The organism is Streptomyces sp. NPDC051315 (genome assembly GCF_044455165.1).
Lineage (GTDB): Bacteria > Actinomycetota > Actinomycetes > Streptomycetales > Streptomycetaceae > Streptomyces.
The window spans coordinates 578,213-592,687 of sequence record NZ_JBITEN010000001.1; the positions used below are offsets into that span (position 1 = coordinate 578,213).

General features: G+C 71.2%; 14 protein-coding genes. 5 read left to right on the forward strand and 9 right to left on the reverse strand.

Features of this window, described 5'->3' with window-relative positions; all coding sequences use genetic code 11:
* The first annotated feature begins 118 nt into the window (after positions 1 to 118).
* Positions 119 to 901, forward strand: a complete 783-nt coding sequence (locus tag ACIBBD_RS02715; RefSeq protein ID WP_399417447.1) for an intradiol ring-cleavage dioxygenase — start codon at positions 119 to 121, stop codon at positions 899 to 901.
* A 97-nt stretch (positions 902 to 998) separates the two neighbouring features.
* Here the strand turns inward: ACIBBD_RS02715 and ACIBBD_RS02720 are convergent, their stop codons facing one another.
* The 3 genes from ACIBBD_RS02720 to ACIBBD_RS02730 form a co-directional block, all read right to left on the reverse strand.
* Positions 999 to 1,649 carry a DUF4360 domain-containing protein gene (locus ACIBBD_RS02720; protein ID WP_399417448.1) on the reverse strand — a complete coding sequence of 217 codons (651 nt, stop codon included), beginning with the start codon at positions 1,647 to 1,649 and terminating at the stop codon, positions 999 to 1,001.
* 178 nt (positions 1,650 to 1,827) lie between these two features.
* Positions 1,828 to 3,078 carry an ADP-ribosyltransferase domain-containing protein gene (locus ACIBBD_RS02725; RefSeq protein ID WP_399417449.1) on the reverse strand — a complete coding sequence of 417 codons (1,251 nt, stop codon included), beginning with the start codon at positions 3,076 to 3,078 and terminating at the stop codon, positions 1,828 to 1,830.
* Entirely contained in the window at positions 3,021 to 3,443 is a 423-nt protein-coding gene (locus tag ACIBBD_RS02730) for a hypothetical protein (protein WP_399417450.1), read from the reverse strand. The genes ACIBBD_RS02725 and ACIBBD_RS02730 overlap by 58 nt, the downstream gene beginning before the upstream one ends.
* A gap of 113 nt (positions 3,444 to 3,556) precedes the next feature.
* Between ACIBBD_RS02730 and ACIBBD_RS02735 the strand changes: the two genes are divergently transcribed.
* Positions 3,557 to 4,234, forward strand: coding sequence for a macro domain-containing protein (locus tag ACIBBD_RS02735; protein ID WP_399417451.1), 678 nt, complete (start codon positions 3,557 to 3,559; stop codon positions 4,232 to 4,234).
* 9 nt (positions 4,235 to 4,243) lie between these two features.
* On the opposite strand, the gene ACIBBD_RS02740 is transcribed toward ACIBBD_RS02735, so the two are convergent.
* From ACIBBD_RS02740 to ACIBBD_RS02765, 6 genes are all read right to left on the reverse strand, one after another.
* Complete coding sequence (locus ACIBBD_RS02740; RefSeq protein WP_399417452.1) at positions 4,244 to 4,702, reverse strand: RrF2 family transcriptional regulator; 459 nt, start codon at positions 4,700 to 4,702, stop codon at positions 4,244 to 4,246.
* A 50-nt stretch (positions 4,703 to 4,752) separates the two neighbouring features.
* Positions 4,753 to 6,270 carry an alpha-N-arabinofuranosidase gene (locus tag ACIBBD_RS02745; protein ID WP_399417453.1) on the reverse strand — a complete coding sequence of 506 codons (1,518 nt, stop codon included), beginning with the start codon at positions 6,268 to 6,270 and terminating at the stop codon, positions 4,753 to 4,755.
* A 141-nt stretch (positions 6,271 to 6,411) separates the two neighbouring features.
* On the reverse strand, positions 6,412 to 7,380 hold the full coding sequence (locus ACIBBD_RS02750) for an arabinan endo-1,5-alpha-L-arabinosidase (RefSeq protein WP_399417454.1): 969 nt from the start codon (positions 7,378 to 7,380) through the stop codon (positions 6,412 to 6,414).
* Positions 7,381 to 7,402: 22 nt separating this feature from the next.
* On the reverse strand, positions 7,403 to 8,266 hold the full coding sequence (locus ACIBBD_RS02755) for a carbohydrate ABC transporter permease (RefSeq protein WP_399417455.1): 864 nt from the start codon (positions 8,264 to 8,266) through the stop codon (positions 7,403 to 7,405).
* The gene (locus tag ACIBBD_RS02760; protein ID WP_399417456.1) at positions 8,263 to 9,204 is read right to left on the reverse strand and encodes a carbohydrate ABC transporter permease; all 942 of its coding nucleotides are present in this window, start codon (positions 9,202 to 9,204) and stop codon (positions 8,263 to 8,265) included. The genes ACIBBD_RS02755 and ACIBBD_RS02760 overlap by 4 nt, the downstream gene beginning before the upstream one ends.
* Positions 9,201 to 10,550, reverse strand: a complete 1,350-nt coding sequence (locus tag ACIBBD_RS02765) for an extracellular solute-binding protein (protein ID WP_399417457.1) — start codon at positions 10,548 to 10,550, stop codon at positions 9,201 to 9,203. The genes ACIBBD_RS02760 and ACIBBD_RS02765 overlap by 4 nt, the downstream gene beginning before the upstream one ends.
* 228 nt (positions 10,551 to 10,778) lie before the next feature.
* Between ACIBBD_RS02765 and ACIBBD_RS02770 the strand changes: the two genes are divergently transcribed.
* From ACIBBD_RS02770 to ACIBBD_RS02780, 3 genes are all read left to right on the forward strand, one after another.
* Positions 10,779 to 11,387 carry a toxin-antitoxin system, toxin component family protein gene (locus ACIBBD_RS02770; RefSeq protein ID WP_399417458.1) on the forward strand — a complete coding sequence of 203 codons (609 nt, stop codon included), beginning with the start codon at positions 10,779 to 10,781 and terminating at the stop codon, positions 11,385 to 11,387.
* Positions 11,388 to 11,572: 185 nt separating this feature from the next.
* Positions 11,573 to 12,835 (forward strand): MAB_1171c family putative transporter, encoded by a 1,263-nt coding sequence (locus ACIBBD_RS02775; RefSeq protein ID WP_399417575.1) that lies wholly within the window; start codon positions 11,573 to 11,575, stop codon positions 12,833 to 12,835.
* Complete coding sequence (locus tag ACIBBD_RS02780; protein WP_399417459.1) at positions 12,828 to 14,234, forward strand: NAD(P)/FAD-dependent oxidoreductase; 1,407 nt, start codon at positions 12,828 to 12,830, stop codon at positions 14,232 to 14,234. The genes ACIBBD_RS02775 and ACIBBD_RS02780 overlap by 8 nt, the downstream gene beginning before the upstream one ends.
* Positions 14,235 to 14,475: the final 241 nt, after the last annotated feature.

A 14,475-nucleotide genomic window follows, 5' to 3' on the forward strand; every position in this document is an offset into this window, starting at 1 on the left:
CCGCTTTTCCTTGCCGTGACGCGTCCTGCCGGGACCTGTCCGGCACGCGACTTGACGGAGTGTCACTTTGCCGAACTGACAGCTCTCCGACAGGAACCGTTCCTACGGTGCCGTGCTCATGACAGATACCTCGGATGCACGTTCGGACGCACGCACCCCCATCGGCCGCCGCACCGTGCTGGTCGCCACGGGCGCCACGGCCGCCACCCTGGCCGTGGGAGCCGTCGCCGCCACCGACTCCCCCACCACCGAGGCCCCGGCCACCGCCCCGGTGGCGGCCGCGGCCGTCTGCACCCTCACGAGGGAGATGACCGAAGGTCCCTACTACCTCGACGGACAGTACGTCCGCTCCGACATCAGCGAGGGCAAGGCCGGCATCCCGCTCAAGCTGACCCTCACCGTCGTCGACGACGACACCTGCGCGCCCCTCGGCAACGCCCTCGTCGAACTCTGGCACGCCGACGCCCTCGGCGAGTACTCCGGCTTCGTCGGCAACAACGGCCACAACGAGCCGGACAACGGCACCTTCCTGCGCGGCGGGGTCCTGACGAACTCCAGCGGCGTCGCGGCGATCACGACGATCTACCCCGGCTGGTACCGGGGCCGCTGCGTCCACATCCACGTCAAGGTCCACACGAACGTCACCCTGACCGCGGACGGCTCCTTCACCGGCGGCCAGGAGATCCACACCGGCCAGCTCTTCTTCAGCGAGACGATCACGACCAGGGTCGCGGCGGTCTCCCCCTACGCGACCAACACGGTCACCCGCACGACCCTCGCCCAGGACTCGATCTACGACGACGGAGGCGCCGCCTCGGGTCTGCTGACCCTGACGGCGCTGGGCAGCTCGACGTCGGCCGGGTACGCGGGGACGCTGACACTGGGGGTGGAACAGGGCTGACGCCCCCGCTCCTCGCTCCCCGCTCCTCGCGCCGCGGTCCGAGGACAGGTGATCACAGGAAAAAGGGGGCCGCCCGCCGTGCGGGCGGCCCCCTCTCTCAGGTGACCGGGCACTCCTTCCAGGCCATGTGGTACACGGTGCTGATGTCCCCGTCGGTCGAGTCCATCGTCATGAAGCTGACCCTGCTCGGCGACGACGTGCCGGCGTTCACGCGCAGCTCCGTGTTGATGTTGAAGTTGCGCTGGACACCGCAGGGCGCGTAGACGAGCTGGGCCCAGTCCGTGGTGTCGGTGGCCTGCCAGTTGTCGTTGTAGGCGCCGGTGAAGGTGTGGTTCTTGAACACCGTGCTGGACGAGCCCTGGAAGTAGTACGAGGCCCGCTGGACGGCGCTGGCGCCGGGCTGGAGCGAGGCGAAGCCCCGGTAGTCCGCGCTGGCGATGGCGTACGTGAAGCCCTGCGGGACGTGGACGACCAGGCTGAGCTGGCAGTTCTTGCGGAACGCCGTGGGGTCGGAGTTGCCGCCGACCTGGGCGAGGTAGTCGCTGTAGGTCACCGTGAACGCGGTGTTGTCCTCGGAGACGGCGACGGCGGCGGTGCCTTGGGGACAACCGGAGCCGTTGACCGTGGCGACGTTGATGACGATCTTGTCCGGGGGCGGGTCGACGAACCCGGAGGACGGGTTGTGCGCGGGCAGTGCGGCCGTGACGAGAGCGGCGGCGGCGCCGCCCAGGAGCAACCCAGCTGGCATGGTCTCTCCCCTTCGGTCGGATCGGTGGGGGGTGGACGCGCCCGGACTCCGCACACCAACTCTGTGAACAATCAATGGAGTTGCTGTGAAGAGCCGGGGCGATCGCATCGTAGGGAGACCACTGGGGCGCGCCCAGGCCGAACTCCGGCCATTCACCACGGCCCGTTCACACACCCGCTCAGGACACGAGGGGCTGCTCCCGCGACTCGGCCAGCTTCACGGTGCACAGACCGCCCCGCTCGGTCTTCACGTCCACCACCTCGAGCTGCGTGCCCGGCAGGAGGATGAACTCCTCCTCGCCCGTGAACGCCGAGAAGTCGCGGATGCCGACGGCCCGTGCGGGCCGCACCTCGAAGAGCGTCCGCTTGCCGCGACTGCCGAGGAACGCCCGTGCCACGCCGAGCTCGGAGGTGCAGGAGGACACGCCCCACCAGGTCACGGTCCGTCCCACCGGGTACTGGGCGCGCAGGTCCAGCGGCACCCCGCGCCACAACGGCTCCGTGCGGGCGGGAAGCTGCGACACCGCCGAGAACAGCAGCCGCAGATACGGGAGGTAGGGGACGACCTTCGACCGGTCGGGGGAGCGCAGGATGGCGTTGATCTCCCGGTAGAACGCGGACTCGCAGGTGTAGAGGTAGAGGGCGGCGATCGCGTCGGCGGACAGGTTCGCGGCCGCTTCGTCCACCCGCCGCTTGCCGAACTCGTGCGACCGCTGGACATGCCGGTCGAGTCCGGACAGCAGCGCGGCGACGGGACTGACGGCGTCACGGAAGTCCATGAGCGGGGTGTCGAACACGCCGGTGATGGCGGGGAGGACGAGCCCCTCGTCCTTGACGCTGGAGAGCCGCTCCAGATACAGCTGGTGCAGTTCCATGGTGGAGGCGATGAACGCGCCCATGCGCTCGGCGACGCCGCCGTCCGTGCCGCCGGCCTCCGTCGCGAGCGTGTCCCACCCTCTGCTCGGCAGCCAGTCGACCGCGTCCGCGCCCAGCGACGCCAGGGCGTCGTTCACCATGCCGAAAGGGTCGCCGTCGCAGAAGATGTCACCCTGCGCCGCGGGGTTGGGATGGTCGATGTGGCGGACCTCGACCTCGGGGTACTTCTTCTGGAGCTGGAGGACGACCTTCTTCAGGTTCCGGGCGTGCGCCCCCCACCAGGCGAAGACGACACCCCGGTCCTCCTCGTCGGCCTGCTGCTTGGCCTTGAGGATCTCCTCGACGATCCGCTCGGCGACCGGACGCCAGAACGCGGTGTGCGGGTCGGCGCCCCTCGGCCCGTCACTGCTGGCGGTGAGGGCCGCGTTCAGCAGCAGGACACCCTGCGTCAGCATCGCCTGGAACCATTCCGGCGGCTGGACGGTGTCCTGCTCCTTCAGCAGCGCGCGGAGGTCGGCGATCGGCGTCTTCTTGGGGATGCCGTACTTCCACATCGCCGCCGCCTTGATGATGCAGCGGATGCTGACGACCCGGCCGAACTGGCTGTCCTTCCAGTCGTGGAGGTGTTGTCGAACATGGCGATGCCGGTGGCGCTCTCCGGCCGCGGATAGGGGTTCTGGCCGAAGACGACCACCTTCCACTGGTGCGGCGGGTGGGGCTTGAGCGCCTGGAAGGTCAGTTCACGGACGGGAACGACGTCCGGGCCACGGCCCGGGCCGATGAACGAGGCCGCGTCCCGCTGCGCCTCGATGACCGGCTTCAGCAGCGGAAGCCACGGTTCGCCACCGCCCTGGAACAGCTCGGCGAGGGCCAGCGGATCGTCCGGGTCGGGCGCGGCGGGGGTGTGGGCGTCGATCATGGCCGGGAGGCTAGCAGCGGGGTACGACAACCCGATCGCCCAACTGCGGTGTCAGTGGGCCCCGGTAGCGTCGTGATCGCTGGAAGGACCGGGTCCCGATGGGAGTGTGGAAGATGACCGTGAACCGCGTGCAGCCGCCGCTCGAGGTCGTGTTGACCGATATCAACACCCAGGTGGTTCAGGCGTGGCGGGCGGCGTTCGCCGACACCCCCGGGATCGAGATCCGCAAGGGATCGATCCTCGACGAGACCGTCGACGCCTGGGTGAGCCCGACCAACTCGCGCGGTCTGATGAACGGCGGGGTCGACGCGGCCATCAAGCGGCACCTCGGAGCGGGGATCCAGCTGCGCGTGCAGCGGGCGATCCGCGACGGGTTCGCGGGCCGGCTCCCGGTGGGCAGCGCGGTGTGCGTGCCGTCCGGGGCGGTCAACCCGAAATTCCTGATCTCGACGCCGACGATGGAACAGTCCTCGCAGAACGTGAGCGAGACGCTGAACGTGGCCCTGGCGTGCGCCGCCGCCTTCCAGGCGATCCACCGGCAGAACGACGAGGCGCCGGGCAGCATCGCGTCGGTGGCGCTGGTCGGCATGGGCGCACAGACCGGCCGGGTACCGGCGCGGGTGTGCGCCAACCTGATGTGGACGGGCTGGACGCTCTTCAACGACCACCGCTTCGAGGACTACGACGACCTGCGCGGCACGATCGTCGCGCAGCTCGACGACATAGAGAACGCGCCCGCCGGACAGCGGGTGCGCATCGTCCCGCCCCGGCGCCCCGCCTCCCGTCGCTGACCGGCCGGCTCAGGGGTTCTCCCAGGCCGCCGGCTCCGCCGCCAGCCGCCGTACGGGGTCCGGGAGGGCGTCCGCCGCGATGTCGGCGACCGTGACCCCCTCCAGCACCTTGCGGACGTTGGCGCGCAGGGCGATCCACAGGGGCAGCAGGGGCTGGGCGGAGCCGGTGTAGGTGAGCCCCGTGGGGCGTTCGCCCCGGACCGACACGATCGGGCCGTCGACCGCCCTGATCACGTCCGCGACCGTGATCCTGTCGGGGTCGCGGGCCAGCCGGTAGCCGCCGCCCCCGCCGCGCCGGCTCTCGACGATCCCGGCGCGCCGCAGGTCGCCGAGGATCCCTTCCAGGAACTTGTGCGGAATGGCCTGCGCGGCGGAGACCGTCTCCGCCTTCACCGGGTCACCGCCCTGCCGTACGGCGAGCTCCAGTACCGCCCGTACGGCGTAGTCCGCCCGTGCCGAGATCCTCATACGGCCATTGTCCGGTGTGCCGCCGTGCGGCGGCACACCGGAGCCGGGGGTCAGGCCAGCCGGATCACGTTCCAGGACAGCGGCTCCAGCGTCGCCGTCAGCGTCCCGTCCGTCACCGTCGTGCCCTCGGCCGCGTGCGGGGCGACCCGCTCCGGGTCGGCGAGGGTGTTGCGGGCGTCGGGGTCGGCGTCGGCGAGCACGCTGTGCTCGACGAGCCGCGTCACCCCGAGGCCGTTCAGCGCCACCTCCAGCGGAAGCGGCTCGGTGCGGCCGCGGTTGACGGCGAACACGGTGACGGTGCCGTCCTCGGCGCGCACGGCGGTGGCGTGCAGCAGATCCGCCTCGCCGTACTTCTTCGTCTCGTACCTCGGTGAGTCGACCCGGACGTCGAGCACCTCGCCCCGGCCGTACCGGGACGCCTGGGCGAACGGGAAGAACGTCGTCTGCCGCCAGGCGGGACCGCCCGGCTCGGTGAGGATCGGCGCGATGACGTTGACCAGTTGGGCGAGGCAGGCCACGGTGACGCGGTCGGCGTGCCGGAGCAGCGCGATGAGCAGGGAACCGAAGACGACCGCGTCCGTGACGCTGTAGTTGTCCTCCAGCAGCCGCGGGGCCTCCGGCCAGTCGGTGGGGTCGCTGGTGCGGGCGTGCTCCTCCCACTTCGACAGGTACCAGACGTTCCACTCGTCGAAGGAGAGGTTGATCCTCTTCTTCGACTTCAGCCGCGCGCCCACGTGGTCGCAGGTGGCGACCACGTTCTCGATGAAGGACTCCATGTCCACGGCGGAGGCGAGGAAGGAGTCGACGTCGCCGTCGTGCGGCTCGTAGTAGGCGTGCAGGGAGATGTAGTCGACCAGGTCGTACGTCTCCTTCAGGACCGTCGCCTCCCACTCGGCGAACGTCGGCATCGACTGGCCCGAGCTGCCGCAGGCGACCAGTTCGACGCCCGGGTCGATCTGGCGCATGGCGCGGGCCGTCTCGGCGGCGACCCAGCCGTACTCCTCGGCCGTCTTGTGGCCGGTCTGCCAGGGGCCGTCCATCTCGTTGCCCAGGCACCACAGCCGGATACCGAAGGGGTCCTTGTCACCGTGGGCGATCCGCCGCTCGGAGAGCGCGGTGCCCGAGGGGTGGTTGGCGTACTCCTGGAGTTCGAGGGCTTCGGCGACGCCGCGGGTACCGAGGTTGACGGCCATCATCGGTTCGGCCTGGGGGCCGATCTTCTTCAGGAAGCCGATGTACTCGGAGAGCCCGAAGCGGTTGGTCTCCGTGGAGCGCCAGGCCAGGTCGAGGCGGCGGGGGCGGTCCTCGGCGGGGCCAACCGAGTCCTCCCACTTGTAGCCGGAGACGAAGTTGCCGCCGGGGTAGCGGATGGCGGTGACACCGAGTTCGCGGACGAGGTCGAGGACGTCCTGGCGCAGTCCGGCCTCGTCCGCGGTGGGGTGGTCCGGTTCGTAGATGCCGGTGTAGACGCAGCGGCCGAGGTGTTCGACGAAGGAGCCGAAGAGGCGGGGGTTGACGGTGCCGACGGTGAAGGCGGGGTCGAGGGTGAAGCGGGCCTTCTTGGACATGGGGTCCCTTCGAGGTGGTTCTGTGTCGTTGCCGTGTACGGGTGGTTCGTGGCGGGTCGCGCCCGGGCGGCGGAGCCGCACGGGGGCACGGCCCCGCGCCCCCGGGGAGTGCCTTGTGGAGCCTGTCGGGGGTCGCGGGCCCTAGCGGACGGTCGGCCAGCCGTCGCTCTGCCAGCTCAGCCGGTTGAGCCCGAGCTTGGGGATGCCGTCGTCCTCCGCGTCGTAGTAGTGGTACGCCAGCCAGTCCTTGCCCCGGTCGCGGAAGACGGACTGGCCGCCCGTGCCGACGTACCGGCCGTGGCCCTCCAGCAGCAGGTCTCCGCCGCCCTCCAGCAGGGGCTTGCCCGTGCTGTCGACGTAGGGGCCGGTGATCTTGGTGGAGCGGCCCACCTTGATCCGGTAGGTGGAGTTCACGCCCGCGCAGCAGGCGTCGTACGACGCGAACAGGTAGTAGTGGCGGCCGTGCTTGACGATGTACGGGCCCTCGACCGCGTACGGGGCGTCGGGGCGGGTCGCCAGGTGGTGGACCGTGGCGCCTTCGGCCGCCTTGCCGGTCCTCGGGTTCAGCTCGACCATGCGGATGCCCGACCAGTACGAGCCGAAGGACATCCACAGCCTGCCGTCGGCCCGGACGAGTGCCGGGTCGATCGCGTTCCAGGAGTCCGTGGGTGCGGAGGCGAAGACCTTGCCGTGGTCTGTCCAGGTGCCGGGGAGGCCGGTCGGGGAGGTGGCGACGCCGATCGCGGAGTGGTTGGAGCCCCAGGAGGAGACGGCGTAGTAGAGCCAGTAGCGGCCGTCCCGGTAGGAGATGTCCGGGGCCCAGGGGTCACCGGTGGCGTTGTACTCGTACCACCAGCTCGGCGGGGCGGCGAAGGCGTTGCCCGCGTCCTCCCAGTGGATCCGGTCCTTCGAGGTGCGGGCTCCGATGACGCCGCCCGTCGAATAGGCCACGTAGCCGCCCGGCTCGAGACGGATGACGGTCGGGTCGTGGATGATCCGCTGGCCGGTGACGGGCTGGGGGTCGGGGTACGTCACGTCCGCCGCGGCCGTGGTGGGCAGCAGGGCGAGGAGGGCCGCGGCGAGGGTGACGGCGATGCTGGGACGCTTCAACTGCGTAGCTCCTTCGGGGAAGTCACTGGCCGGCCAGGCCGGTGTGCGCGACACCCGCCACGATCTGGCGCTGGAAGAAGACGAAGACGACGATCAGCGGCAGGCCCGCCATGAGGCCGCCGGCCATGAGCTGGGCCCACTGGATGCCGTAGGAGTTCATGACGGTCGCGATGCCGTTCGGCATGGTCATCAGGTCGGGGTTGTTGGTCACCATGTACGGCCACAGGAAGTTGTTCCACGAGGCGATGAAGGTGAAGATGCCGACCGCCGCGAGGGAGGGACGGGAGAGCGGCAGGACGATGGTGAAGAAGACCCGCCAGCGGCCGGCGCCGTCGATGAACGCCGCCTCCTCCAGTTCGCGCGGGATGCCCTGGAAGAACTTGTAGAGGATGTAGACCATCGCGGCGGGCGCGCACTGCGGCAGGATCATGCCCCAGTAGGTGTCGACCATCCCCATCTGCTGGACGGTGGTGAAGAGGGGCACGCCGAGGACCGCCGGGGAGATCATCAGGCCCGCCATGACCAGGCCCATCAGCGCGCCCTTGCCGCGGAACTCGGTGCGCGCGAAGCCGTATCCGGCGAGCGCGCTCACGAGCAGCACCACGGACGTCACGCACACCGAGACGACCAGGGAGTTGACGAACCAGTTGGTGATGTTGCCGGTCGCGAAGAGCGCCGTCCACGCCTGGCCCGTCCAGTCCTCGGGCAGCCAGTGCGGCGGCACCGCCACGGCCTCGGTCTCCGACTTGAGCGAGGTGAACAGGGCCCAGGCGAAGGGTGCGAGGAAAATGGCGGAGACGGCCGTGCCGAGGAGGGTGAGCACGATCTGGCTGGGTGTCCAGGACGACCTGCGGGACCTGACACGGGTCTCTGCGGCGGTGGTCATCGGGCGCCCTCCTCACGGTTGCGCAGCAGCCACATCCGGGCGAGGGCGACGGCCGCGATGATCAGGAAGAAGATGACGGAGATCGCGGAGGCGTAGCCCACGCGGTAGCTGGTGAAGCCCGCTTCGAGGGTGTACTGGACGAAGGTGCGGGTCGATTCCTCGGGGCCGGGGCTGAAGTCCATCATCACGACGGCCTGGTCGAAGATCTGGAGCGAGGCGAGGATCTGGAGGGCGATGACGAGGCCGGTGATGTTGCGCAGCATCGGCAGGGTGATGTGGACCATGCGGTGCCAGGCGTTCGCGCCGTCCAGCCGGGCGGCCTCGTAGAGGTGGCCGGGGATGCCCTGGAGCGCGGCGAGGTAGAGGAGGAAGCTGAAGCCGACCGTCCACCACAGGGTCTCGATGACGATGGCGAGCATCGCGTACGCCTTGTCGGTCAGCCACGGCGTCTCGAGGCCGAAGAGGTGGTTGATCATTCCCGTGCCGGGGTTGAACAGCCACTGCCAGAGGTTCCCCGCGACGGTGGAGGGCAGCAGGAACGGGGCGAAGAAGCACAGCCGCCACAGCCATTTGCCGCGCTCGATGTGGTGGGCGAGCATCGCGAGGAGGAAGGAGAGGACCGTGATGCAGGGCACGACCAGGAGGGTGAAGTACGCGCTGTGGCCGAGCGCGTCCCACATCAGCGGGTCCTGGAGGGCCTCGCGGTAGTTGTCGAGGCCGACGAAGTGCGCGCCCTCGCCGGAGATGTTGGCGTCCGTGAAGCTGAGGTAGACGCCACGCAGCAGCGGCCAGATCACGAAGAGCGCGAACAGCACGAGGAACGGGGCGACGAACCAGCCGCCGTGCTGGAAGCCCTGCCCGCGGCGCAGGACGGCACTGCCCGCGGCGGACCTCGCGCGTGCCGGTGCGACGACGGTCTGGGCGCTGGTCGCCATCATGCGGCCGTACCTCCCTGCGCGGCGGTCCTGCCGTCCATGGGGTTCTTCATGGCGAGCAGCTGGGTGAGCGCGCCCTTCATGCGGCGGGCGGCGGCGTCCGGTCTGGCGGAGCCCATCGTCGAGGAGACGACGATCGGGCCGACGCGCTGGGCGAGGACGCCGGTGGAGCCGGCGAACCACACCTTCGGCTCGGTGGCCTGGTGGTCCATGGCCGAGACGTACTCGCTCTGCGGGGTCAGCTTCTTGTACGCGGCCGTGGACAGGGTCGGCGTGTACGCGGGGATGTGGCCGCCGGCCGCCCACTGCCGGGCGTGCCGGACGACGTAGGCGGCGAGCCGGTGCGCCGCCTCGTTGGTGGCGCCGCCGCGGTCGGACTGGTGCGGCAGGACGAAGGAGTGCGACTCGGCGTGGGTGGCCTGCTTGCCGAAGACGGGCGGCAGCGGGGTCGCGCCGTAGTCGAGTTCGGCGCCGTCGAAGACCGGCACCGACCAGTTGCCCTCCCAGGTGAAGGGCGCGCCGTTGACGAACTGTTCGGAGTTGGCGGCACCGGCGATGGTGTACCCGTCGGTGATGTGCCGCCTCAGGAACTCCAGGACCTGGACGGCCTTGTCGGTGTCGAAGGTGACCTCGGTGGCGGCGTCGTCGAACCAGGTGCCGCCGAGCTGGGTGTAGAAGGCGACGAAGAACCACCACTGGAAGTTCTGGTCGTTGGCCCACAGGCCGAGGGTCTGCAGGCCCTTCCTGGTGGCCTTCTTGGCCTCCTTGAGCATGTCGAACCACTCGCCGGTCGACGTCACGGGCACGATCCGGCCGTCGTCGCCGAGCAGCCCCGCCTTCTTCAGCACGTCCTTGCGGTAGAAGCAGAGCTGGACGTGGATGTCGAGCGGGAGGGCGTAGAGCCTGCCGTCGATGACGGCGCGCTTCCACAGCGTGGGGTTGAAGTCCTGTTCCCGTACGCCGTACCTGGCGAGCAGGTCGACGTCCCAGGCGTCCAGGAGGCGGCCGGGCGAGAAGCCGGCGATCCGGCCCAGGTGCATGACGCCGAGGTCGGGTGCGCGGTTGCCGGCGGCCGCCATGGCGAGCTTGGTGTAGAAGGGGTTGCCCCACTGGAGGGTGGAGTCCTTCACCGCGATGTCGGGATTGTCCTTACGGAAGGCGTCCAGCATCGCGATCATGTTGTAGCCGTCGCCGCCGCTGAAGAGGTTCCAGTAGCGCACCCGGGTCCGGGAACCGGCGGCGAGCGCGTCGGCGCCGGTTCCCAGCGCGGCGAAGCCGAAGGCTCCGGCGACCGTCAATCCTCCTGCGGCAGCGAGAAGTTGCCTGCGGTTCAGGACAGGTTGTCCCATACCTCGCCCCTGTCGTTCGACATATCGGATAGCGACCGTAACTTCGAACGGGACCGTAGGTTCGATGCGGCCGCGCGTCAATGGTTCTGACACGACTTATGACAGCGCTTTCCATTCCGGCCCGCCGGCGCCCGGTGATCGTTTCCGTGAACGGCTTCACGTGACGCGGACACATCCGGCCGCGTAGGCTCGAACAGGCTGCCGCAGGGCGGCGAGAAGGGGGAGCGGATGGACATCGCGGGCGCGCGCGGTAAGGCGGCCCGGATCGCCTCGGCGCTGCGGCGCGCGAGAACCCGCCCGGCCATGCGCGAGCTGGCCGGCGATCTCTCCGCCGCGCTGCGGGCGCGGCCCCGCCCCCCGGCCGGGGTACGGGAAGTGGCCCGGGCGTTGTGCGAGGAGATGGCCGCGCGGCGCGGCGGGCGGCCCGTGAAACTGCGCTTCGAGCGGTTCCCCGACGAGTTCGACGTGACCGGACTGTGGGTGGAGTTCCAGGACTTCGACCTGGTCATCGTCGAGGAGCGCGCCGAGGACGTGCAGCAACTGGTGATTCTCGGACATGAGTTGTGGCATCTGCACGCCGGTCACCGGCACCACCACCACGGCGTCGGCGCGGCCGCCGCGCACGCGCTGGCGGGGCGGCCCGGCTGGGACGACATCGCCCTGACCGTCGCCGCCCGCGACGGCTCCCGCAAGGACGACGAGGCCGAGGCCGACGCCTTCGGCCACCGGCTCGCCGCCGCCTTCCGGCCGTACCTGTCCGGACGGGCCCCGAGCACGTCCCCCGACCCGGTCCAGAGAACCCTCGGCTACCGGGGACGCAGGGGTACGGCGCGGTGAGGGACGGGGTGTCGGTGGACGGGGTGTCGACGGGCGGCTCGGTGGCGTACGGCGGATTAGGGACGGACGGCGGCTCGGTGGCGGACGGCTTTCTGACGCTGGCGAGCGACGGACTCACGACGGTCGGCGGCAACGTGTTGGCCGCGTTGGGGAGTCCGGTGACGGCGAGCAACCTGCTCGGCGGGATGTACGTGTCCTTCTGGCTGCCGACCGTGGTCCTGACCGCCGCCCTGGCGATCAAGCTGCCCAGCATCCTCAAGCTGTGGCGGGATCCGCTGCTGCGCGCCGTCGGCGGCCTGCTGGTGTTCGCCTGCGCGGTGTTCGTCTTCGCGGCGCCGAAGACCATCGCCTGGACCAACCGGGTCACCGGCGTACCGAACATCGCGGCACCCTGGGTGTACTCCCTGATCACCGCGCTCTCGGCGTCCTGGCTGCTGCTGATCATCGCCTGGCGCAACGGCGGCACCGAGCGCTCGCCGCAGACCCGGCGCGCGACCCGGTGGGTGGTCTCCGTCTACGCGGCGGTGGTCGTCGCGCTGTGGGTGCTGTTCGCGCTCGCCGACGTCCCCGTGGAACAGATCCGCGACCTGGACACCTACTACGCCAACACGCCGTTCATGCGCGAGGAGATCCTGCTCTACCTGCTCGCGCACACGGTGGCCTGCTCGATCACGGCCCGGCTCATCTGGAACTGGATCCGTACCGACGGCCTCGACGCCTGGCTGCGCTGGGGCCTGCGCTTCCTGGGCGTGGGCTACGCGACGAACCTGCTCTTCAGCGCGGCCAAGCTCACGGCCGTCGCCGCCCGCTGGACCGGGCACGACCTCGACTGGCTGAACACCAACCTGGCGCCGTCGGCCGCCTGCATCGCCGCCACGCTGGTCGCGATCGGCTTCATCGTGCCGCACGCCGGCCAGTACCTCCAGGAACGCTGGCTGGTCCGCCGCCGGCACCGCAGCCTGAAGCCGCTCGCCCGGCTGATGCGGACGGTCACCGCCGGCCGCGAGCCCTTCGCGCTGCGCGCCACCCCGGAACTGCGCCTGATCCTGCGCGAGACGTACATCCGCGACGCGCTCCTGCAGCTCTCCCGCCATCTCGACGAGGACCTGCGCGCACGGGCCCACGACGCCGCCCTCGCGCTCGGACACGACCGAGGGCGGGCGCAGGCGCTCGCCGCCGCCGTGACCATCCTGGACGCGGTCGCCGCCGGGGAGCGGGCCGACGGCGGGGGCGGCGCCGGGGACGGGGACGGCGTCAACACCTCCGCGACCGGTGGGCCGAACGGGCAGTCGGGGCAGTCGGGCCCGTACGAACCGTCCGAGCCGGACACCACCTACCTGCTGCGGGAGATCCAGGCCGTGTCCGAGGTCCTTCGCCGTCCCGACGAGATCACCGCGGTCCGCGTCCGCGCGGCCGCCCCGGCAGAGAGCGTGTCCACGCATGACTGAACCGTCCAACCCCGCCAGAACCGCCGTCGTCCTGGGGGGATCCCATACCGGCATGCTCGCGGCGCGTGCCCTCGCCGAGTTCGCCGACCGGGTCGTCGTCGTGGAGCGGGACGTGCTGCCGGAGGGGCCCGAGCCGCGCAAGGGCCTGCCGCAGGCACGCCACGCCCACATGCTGTGGTCGGGCGGGGTGCGGGCCGTCGAGGAGCTACTGCCGGGCGTCACCGGGGCGCTGCGGGACGCGGGGGCGCGCCGGGCGCCGGTCACCACCGACATGGTGGTGATGGCGTCCCAGGGCTGGTTCCGGCGCTGGTCCGAGTCCCACCACGTGATCCTGGCGGGACGGGACCTGTTGGACGCGACGATCCGCGCGGAGGTCCTCGCGGACGGGCGGGTCGAACTGCTCGGCGGCACGGAAGTGCTGGGGCTGGAGGGGACGGCGCGGGCAGTCACGGGGGTGCGGGTACGGCCGGGTGACGGCGGCCGGGAACGGGTGCTGGCGGCCGGGCTGGTCGTCGACGCGACCGGCCGCGGCTCGGGCGCCTCCCGGTGGCTCACGGCGCTCGGGCTGCCCGAGGTGGAGCGGCGTGAGGTCGACCCCGGCCTCGCGTACGCCAGTCGGCTCTTCCTCGCGCCCGAGGCGGCCCGGGACGGTTTCCCGGTGGTCAACGTGCAGACCGATCCGCCGGGCACGGGCCGCCCGGGGCGGTCGGGCTTCCTGCTGCCCGTCGAGGACGGCCGGTGGATCGTCACCCTGTGCGGCACGCGCGGTGGCGAGCCGCCCACCGGGGCGGACGACTTCCTCCGGTTCGCGCGGGGGCTGCGGCACCCGCTGATCGGCGAACTGATCGAGCGTGCGGAGCCGTTGACGGACGTGTCCTTCACCCGGACGACCGGCAACCGCCGCCACTTCTACGAGCGGCTGTCGGCCTGGCCCGAGAACTTCGTCGTCCTCGGCGACGCGCTGGCCGCGTTCAATCCGGTGTACGGGCACGGCATGTCGGTCGCGGCGCAGAGCGCCGTGGTCCTCCGGGAGGTCGTACGGCGGCAGGGCTGGGGCGCGCCGGGGCTGTCCCGCCGCGTCCAGCGGGCGGTGGCACGGCCGGTCGGTGCGGCGTGGGACCTGGCCATCGGACAGGACGTGTTCTATCCGGGCGCGGCCGAGGGCGGGCCGACGCTGCGCGACCGGCTGGTCGCCGCGTACGTGGGCCGGCTGATGTACACGGCCACCGGGAACGGGCGGATCGCGCGGCGGGTGACGGACGTGACGTCGCTGGAGCGGGGGGCGGAGGTTCTGCTGTCGCCGTCGGTCCTGCTCGCGGCGGTGGCCGGGCCGCTGAAGCCGACGCTGTCGGCTCCGCCGCTGACGGGGGACGAGCTGAAGCGGGCGGGGTTGCGGTAGCGGGGTCGGCGGCGCCGGGGCCGCGGGGCGGAGCCGGCGGGGTCGGCCGGGGCCGGGGGGCGGGGTCGGCCGGTGCGGGCCGGACGCAGGGCTGGTGCCGGCCGGGGTCACCGAACCGGAGTCGGCTGGTGCGGGCGGGTGGGCCGCGCGGCCCGGCGCCGACGGGGTGCCGCCCGTCACCCGAGCCGCGCCAGGCGGCACGCGTGCCCGCGGGTTGCCGGACCGCCGGCCCGGCACCGGC